This is a genomic window from Clostridium aromativorans (assembly GCF_020908015.1).
Lineage (GTDB): Bacteria > Bacillota > Clostridia > Clostridiales > Clostridiaceae > Clostridium_B > Clostridium_B aromativorans.
On sequence record NZ_JAJJPB010000032.1, the window covers coordinates 21,780 to 28,540 of the forward strand.

The window sequence follows — 6,761 nt, forward strand, 5'->3', positions numbered from 1 at the left end:
ATAATTTAAGTAATATATAACAAGTATATACAAGTTGAGGTTTACTAGAAACTAGGAATGGGGGATTTCAAGTGATTATTATTGGAGAAAAGATCAATGGAACAATTCCAAGCGTAAAAAAAGCTATAGAAAACAAAGATGAAGAATTTATCAGAAATAGGGCAGTTAAACAGGCGGAAGCTGGGGCAGATTACATTGATGTATGTGCAAGTACTGCTCCTGAAGTGGAACTTGAAACATTAAAGTGGCTTATGGATATTGTTCAAGATGCCGTAGATAAACCTCTATCTATAGATAGTCCTAATCCCAGGACCATTGAAGCTGCTTTTAAATATGCTAAAAAACCTGGGATAATAAATTCTGTGTCAAAAGAGGGTGATAAATGCAGCATTATATATCCTATGATTAAAGGTACGGAATGGCAGGTAATTGCACTTACCTGTGACAATAAGGGTATTCCATCTGATGTGAAAACCAAGGTGAATATAGCCAGAGATTTAGTAGAAGAGGCGCAAAAATATGATATAAAGCCAGAGAGAATTCATATAGACCCACTGGTTATGGCTCTTGCTACAGAAAATACTTCTCTGCTTGATTTTATTGAAGCCATGAAATCTATAAAATCCATATATTCTACTATTAAAATCACATCGGGTTTAAGCAATATTTCATTTGGAATGCCTCTTAGAAAATTTGTGAATCAAAATTTCTTGACCATTGCCACTTTTATGGGTATGGATTCTGCCATTATGGATCCCTGTAATAGAGAAATTATGACGGCTCTTCTTGCAACTGAAGCACTTATGGGAAAAGATAAATACTGCAGAAAATTCTCAAATGCCTATAGAAAAAATAAAATTGGACCAGTAAGGGAGAAATAAGTATTTTGAAATATTTTTGGTATGTTTAAGTAAAAGAAACTTATTTAGAAAGTATACTATTATCAAAGTTCAGAGTTCAGAATATTTGAGGTTTGATGAATTTTTGATATCGTTCGAACATTTTCATTAAGCCATATTTGGTCTTTGTACTTTGAACTTTAAAATATAGGGGGATTAGATTATGGATTATAAATTGTTAACACAAGCAGTAGGGGATTTGGATGAAGACAAAGTTTTTGAGATGTTGAAAGAATTTGTGAATTCAAATCCGGAAGAGAAAGAGGCTCAAAAAGTTGTAAGTGCATGTCAGGATGGTATGGGAATAGTAGGTGATCTGTTTGACAAGGGTGAATACTTTGTAGGGGATTTGATTTTTGCAGGAGAACTTCTCACAAATGCCATTGATATCTTAAAACCTGTAATAGGTTCAGGAAGTTCCAAGAAAGTGGGAACTATTGTTTTAGGTACGGTACAGGGAGATCTTCATGACATAGGCAAAAATATATTTAAGAGTATGGCAGAAGCGGCAGGATTTGAGGTATATGATATAGGAATAGATCAGCCTGCATCGGCTTTTATAGACAAAATAAGAGAAGTGAATCCTCAGATTGTGGGAATGAGTGGAGTGCTTACACTCGCTATTGACTCTATGAAGAATATAGTGGATGAATTTGAAAAGCAAAATGTAAAGGACAAGGTAAAGATAATTATAGGCGGGAATCCCGTTACGAAGGAAGCTTGCGAACATGTTAGAGCTGATGCCTTCACCACAAATGCTGCAGAAGGTGTAAAAATTTGTCAAGGGTGGGTGAGTTAATATGGCAGATGTAAAAACTTTGGCGCGAGAGAGAACTCAATTATTTAAGGATTTATTTGATGGTAAGATTCCAAAGAGGGTACCCATAAGTGTAAATTTTCCTCTTGAATTTTCCATACAGTATGCAGGTGAGGATCTGGCAGAATCACAGTGGGATACTTCCATGCTTGAAGGAATATTTGAAAAAGTATGTGAAAATTTCGTTTCCGATATACTTCCTGTACAAGCTCTTAGATTTCCACTGTACTACACAATTTTAGGGGCTAGAAATTTTGTAATGAGCTCCAGTGGTTTTTTGCAGCATCCAGAGATCAGTGGTCTGGAGGCAGAGGAATATGATGAATTCATTGAATCGCCCTATAATTGTATTATGGAAAAAATACTGCCTAGAATTTACACTGAGTTAAATACCAATCCAGTTCAAAGATCTCTTGTAATGGCGAAAGCCTTTAAGGCGTTTTATGATGAAGTTAATAATGTGACTGCACTCTATGAGAAACTAATTAAAAAATATGGTTATTCTTCCGCGGGAAATACCAACGGATTTGTCGAAGCACCTTTTGATTTCATGTCAGATCAATTGAGGGGATTTAGAGGTATAACAGGCGACATAAGAAGACGCGCTGATAAGGTAGCAGCAGCTTGTGAGGCTGTAACCCCAATAATGGTAAAGGGTGGAATACCTGCATCGCCTTCAAAATATGGAGGAACTTTCATTCCACTTCATATGGCGCCATATATTCGTACTAAGGATTTTGAAAAATTATATTGGCCTAGTTTTAAGAGAGAAGTTGAAGAATTGGCTGCAGCCGGACAGCCGTCTCTGCTGTTTGTTGAAAATGATTGGACACGTTATGTGGACTATCTATATGAACTGCCTGAAAATACTAGAATGTGGTTTGAGTATGGAGATCCTAAGTTTATAAAAGAGAAGTTAGGGAAAAAACATATTCTTACAGGTTTTTATCCGATTTCCATACTTAAGACAGGAACAAAGCAGCAGTGTATAGATAAAGCTAAGGAGCTTGTGGATATTCTTGCACCAGGCGGGAAATATATGTTTGGTTTTGACAAGGCCATTATAACTGCAGATAGTGTCAAAATTGAAAATCTACAGGCAGTATTGGAATATGTAGCTGAAAATACTGATTATTAGGGGGAATTTGATATGGAAACAGAATACTATAAAACATGGGAAAAGTATAAGGAAAAACATCCTGAAATCGACGAAAAGCTTGAAGGAAAAATGGCTCCTAAAATGCAGCAGTATGAAGAAATGATGTTTATATTTGTTCTCAATTTATTGATGTAGTAAAAATTCTCAGGGATTTCGTGTTATTATAGCTGCAATTTTCTTACTAAAATTGAAATTGCAGCTTTTTTAATGTGAGTTCTATAAAAAAGACAGGATTGTTCTGATGTTTTCTAATTATAAATTAAAGAGGGGATGTAGAGTTAATATGAATAATCAAGTGTCTAAGTCCAGAAGAATTACCCAAAAGATAAAGGTATGGTTTGGCATTGGTGATGCTGGATTTTCTTTTATGACTACTGTTGAAACGGCATACTTTCCTGCCTTCCTCACAAATTATGCACTTTTATCAAATGCATATGTTATTTTAATAACATCAATTACAGGGGCTGTTGATATCGTCAGTTCTTTAATTGCAGGTATAGTTTTAGATAAAACTAATTTTAAATGGGGAAAGTATAGATCCTGGTTAGTTATAGGACCACCGGCGGTAATAATATTATTCATGCTTCAATTTTCGAAAATAGGTTCTCCATCTGTAGCGGCAGTACTGATATGTACAGGTTTTATTTTAAGTCACTTTATTTGGAATATGTCCTGGACTGCAAATATGTCACTGGTACCGATTTTAACTGATGATCCTAAAGAAAGAGCTTTTTTATCGGGGAGAAGGGCAGCGGGTTCAAATCTTGGTAAAGTAATTGCATCCTATGCAACCCTTCCCGTTGTAACTGCTATTGCTGCTTTTTTCCCGAAAGGTTCCAGCATGGCTTTTACTATTACAGCAGGCCTGTTTGCTTTTATCATGGGTATCACGTATTATATACATTTTATCATATCGAAAGGTTATGAAGATGTTAAAGTAAATATCAAAACTTCAGGTAGTGTAGTAAGTACCGATAAAAAAAGAAACCCATCTTTAGCTGACATGTTTAAAGCGATATTTTTAAATAAACCATTGTTGATTTTTGTATTATCAGATTTTTGCAAACTTATAGGTTATTACTTGTTAATGGCAGCAGCTTTTTATTATTTCAAATATGTGACCAATAGTATTTCTTTACAGCCAATATTTTTATTGGTATTTAATATTGCGGGTCTATTGGGAGCTCTATTTGCAAAAAACATAGTAGCGAGAATTGGAACAAAAATGTCCTATATCGTAGGAGTTAGTGGATATATTATATCTATTGTAGTAGCGTATTTATTTGCAGAAAATCCAGTGGCAGTAATTGCCATAATGGGTGTGGGTCAAGTACTGTTTGGAATATCATACGGACTTACATCTTCATTTTATTCAAATGGGGCCACATATAGTCAATGGAAAACTGGAGCAGATACTAAAGGAGTCATTATGGCATTCTCATCATTTTCTATTAAAGTAAGTATATTGGTTAGAGGTGTTATATTAACAGCTGGATTAGCCGTATTAGATTTTAATGCAAATATGACAAATGTTTTGCCAGAGGTCATATCTGGATTCAAAGTTATATTTTTTGGAGCACCGTTTATATTTGGTCTAGTAGCTTTAATTGCAATTTTATTCTATAATCTTCCTGATGGTAAAGTAAAGGAAATGGAAAATGAAATAGCAGCAAGATAAAGTCCAGCGTCTTAAATGACGCTGGAAATAAATATCTCTTATGGACTTAGAACAAATTAATTATTCTAAGAGAGTTATGGCTATAGTAAAAGAAAAATGAGAAATTGAAAAATTTTATCTTGAAATACAGACATTTTGTCTATACCTGCTTCTGTTATTTGGGGATTTTCTGCGATCATGGTTTTTTTTGTCTGGTAGTATTTACTTTTAATATCTCTACTTTTGGAAGCAGTGTAATCTGCTTTGTTAAATGCTAAACCAGCTGTTTTTCCTATATTATCCTTATATACTCCATAATCTCTCACTGTTTCTGTTACTGCATTGAAATTTTCAATAACTACATCGCCTATTAAGGCACTCTTATCAAGGCCAAAAATGTATTTTCCACCTGGGGCTAGAATGTCAATATATTTTTTAGCTAGATCAATACATTCCTGTTTTGTATGTGATTTTAAATACGAAATAGGATATAAACCAGTGATTATATGTTTTTTCCCAAGCTTGTCTTTAATTAGTTTAGGATCGCCGTATTCAAACTGAATGTATGTATTCGTTGGGAGATCTTGTAAATAATCTAAGTATCTATCCCAGTTATCTTCACAGAAAATTCTGCAGTGAATTCCCATAGAAGCGTATTCATCAAGAAGTTTCTTAAAACTTGGCCACCAGTACTTGGCAAAATATTTTTCTCTCATGAAGGTTGGCATATGAAGTGGAAGAAAAACATGACCATAATCTGATATTACAGAAGGCATTCCTTTTTTCAACACAATTGGGTATAAAGCTTCACATGCATCTGCAACTTTTTGAGGCATTCTTCGAATATCCAGTGATATTCCTTTAAAACTTCGAAGTTGATCTGCTAGAAAATCATAAGGTGCTTCAGTAAATCCACTGGACCCAGAGGGAGGACCTATATAATATCCATACTTTTCAATCATTTTTTTAACAATTGATCCAGTTATATTGTTGTCGTTATTGAAACCTAGAAATGCTTTCATAAAATTAGTCATCATATTTATCGGATCTTTTAAATTCAAAGCTTTATATTGCCTGGGAATTACTTTTTCCATAATACAATCTAAGGGCCTTTCTATCAAATAATCGTATTCATCTTCAAACATGCCGATTACTTCTGGATGTTGGAAAAAACCATTGGATCCCATGACGAAAGATTGGGATTTTAATGTCTGATAATAGGATGGATATCTTAATGCTGACCCCATAGGTACTATATCTGAATATATTAGAGGTACGATATTTTCAACAGCTTTTTCAATTATACTTGGATTCCATTGTGCTTCAATTAAATCTAAGCCACCTAATTTTGCTAATGTTTCAAAATTAAATGATACATTGATTGGAACTCTTTTTGGAATCTTATTGTCAAACACATCAATAAAATTTTGTGTTTTTTCTGCCTGTATTGATTTTATATTACTCATTTACATCACCAACCTAAAAATATTTTTAAAAATTTTTAATAAATGGATTTGAATTCTGTAAATTGTATTGTTTTATGAGAGGAAATTTTATAATTCAGATCTTGTATATACTAGTTATTTATAAGTTTATTATACATACGCATCTTTAATTTGTCAACGATTTCAATAAAATGAAAATTATAAATTTTATAAAAATAATATTATTACTGAAAATTTGCTATTTATTTTTGTAGATCATATCGGAGTACTGACAAACTGAAAAATTAGATATATAATAAAATAAAATACACAGCTGCATAAGTATTTCAATAAAAAGATGATTGAATAGAGACAATGTATTATGTATTGATGGAGGAAAAGATGCATAATTTAAGTGAATTGAAAAAATTGATCATAAAATATGTGGAACAGTTAGATGAAGAAAAGGTAATAAATCTGGCAGATGAAGCTTTGGATAAGGGAATGGATCCTATAACCTTGCTGGAAACTGTCAATATAGGTATGGAGAAAGTTGGGAAATTATACGAAAATAAAGATTACTATATAGCGGATTTAATACTTTCAGGACTTATTTTCAGAAATATCTTAGAACTGGATAAGATGAAAAAGTATTTTCTTCAAAATAAGGATAAGGGATTGGGAAAAGTAGTTTTAGGGACGGTAAAAGGTGACATTCATGATATTGGAAAGGATATTTTTAAAGGTATGCTGGAAGCTAATGGATTTGAGGTAATCGATTTAGGTGTAGATGTTCCAAAAGAAG

The 6,761-nt window shown here is 33.2% G+C and carries 7 protein-coding genes; 6 read left to right on the forward strand and 1 reads right to left on the reverse strand.

Annotated elements, in window-relative coordinates:
• Nucleotides 1-71 precede the first annotated feature (71 nt).
• The 5 genes from LN736_RS16535 to LN736_RS16555 all read left to right on the forward strand — a co-directional run bounded on the left by LN736_RS16535 (nt 72) and on the right by LN736_RS16555 (nt 4,553).
• A complete protein-coding gene (locus tag LN736_RS16535; protein WP_150358628.1) occupies nt 72-881 on the forward strand; it encodes a methyltetrahydrofolate cobalamin methyltransferase in 810 nt (269 codons plus the stop codon).
• A gap of 178 nt (nt 882-1,059) precedes the next feature.
• Nucleotides 1,060-1,698 carry a cobalamin B12-binding domain-containing protein gene (locus LN736_RS16540; RefSeq protein WP_150358627.1) on the forward strand — a complete coding sequence of 213 codons (639 nt, stop codon included), beginning with the start codon at nt 1,060-1,062 and terminating at the stop codon, nt 1,696-1,698.
• 1 nt (nt 1,699) lies between these two features.
• Nucleotides 1,700-2,854 carry a uroporphyrinogen decarboxylase/cobalamine-independent methonine synthase family protein gene (locus tag LN736_RS16545; RefSeq protein WP_150358626.1) on the forward strand — a complete coding sequence of 385 codons (1,155 nt, stop codon included), beginning with the start codon at nt 1,700-1,702 and terminating at the stop codon, nt 2,852-2,854.
• Nucleotides 2,855-2,866: 12 nt separating this feature from the next.
• Nucleotides 2,867-3,010, forward strand: a complete 144-nt coding sequence (locus LN736_RS16550) for a hypothetical protein (RefSeq protein ID WP_179976924.1) — start codon at nt 2,867-2,869, stop codon at nt 3,008-3,010.
• 148 nt (nt 3,011-3,158) lie between these two features.
• The gene (locus LN736_RS16555; protein ID WP_179976925.1) at nt 3,159-4,553 is read left to right on the forward strand and encodes an MFS transporter; all 1,395 of its coding nucleotides are present in this window, start codon (nt 3,159-3,161) and stop codon (nt 4,551-4,553) included.
• Nucleotides 4,554-4,633: 80 nt separating this feature from the next.
• Here LN736_RS16555 and LN736_RS16560 read toward each other — a convergent pair whose 3' ends face one another.
• Nucleotides 4,634-5,998 carry a uroporphyrinogen decarboxylase/cobalamine-independent methonine synthase family protein gene (locus LN736_RS16560; RefSeq protein WP_179976926.1) on the reverse strand — a complete coding sequence of 455 codons (1,365 nt, stop codon included), beginning with the start codon at nt 5,996-5,998 and terminating at the stop codon, nt 4,634-4,636.
• A gap of 360 nt (nt 5,999-6,358) precedes the next feature.
• On the opposite strand from LN736_RS16560, the gene LN736_RS16565 reads away from it, so the two are divergent.
• Nucleotides 6,359-6,761: cobalamin B12-binding domain-containing protein (locus LN736_RS16565; protein ID WP_229982023.1), on the forward strand; the 403-nt coding region annotated here is incomplete at its 3' end.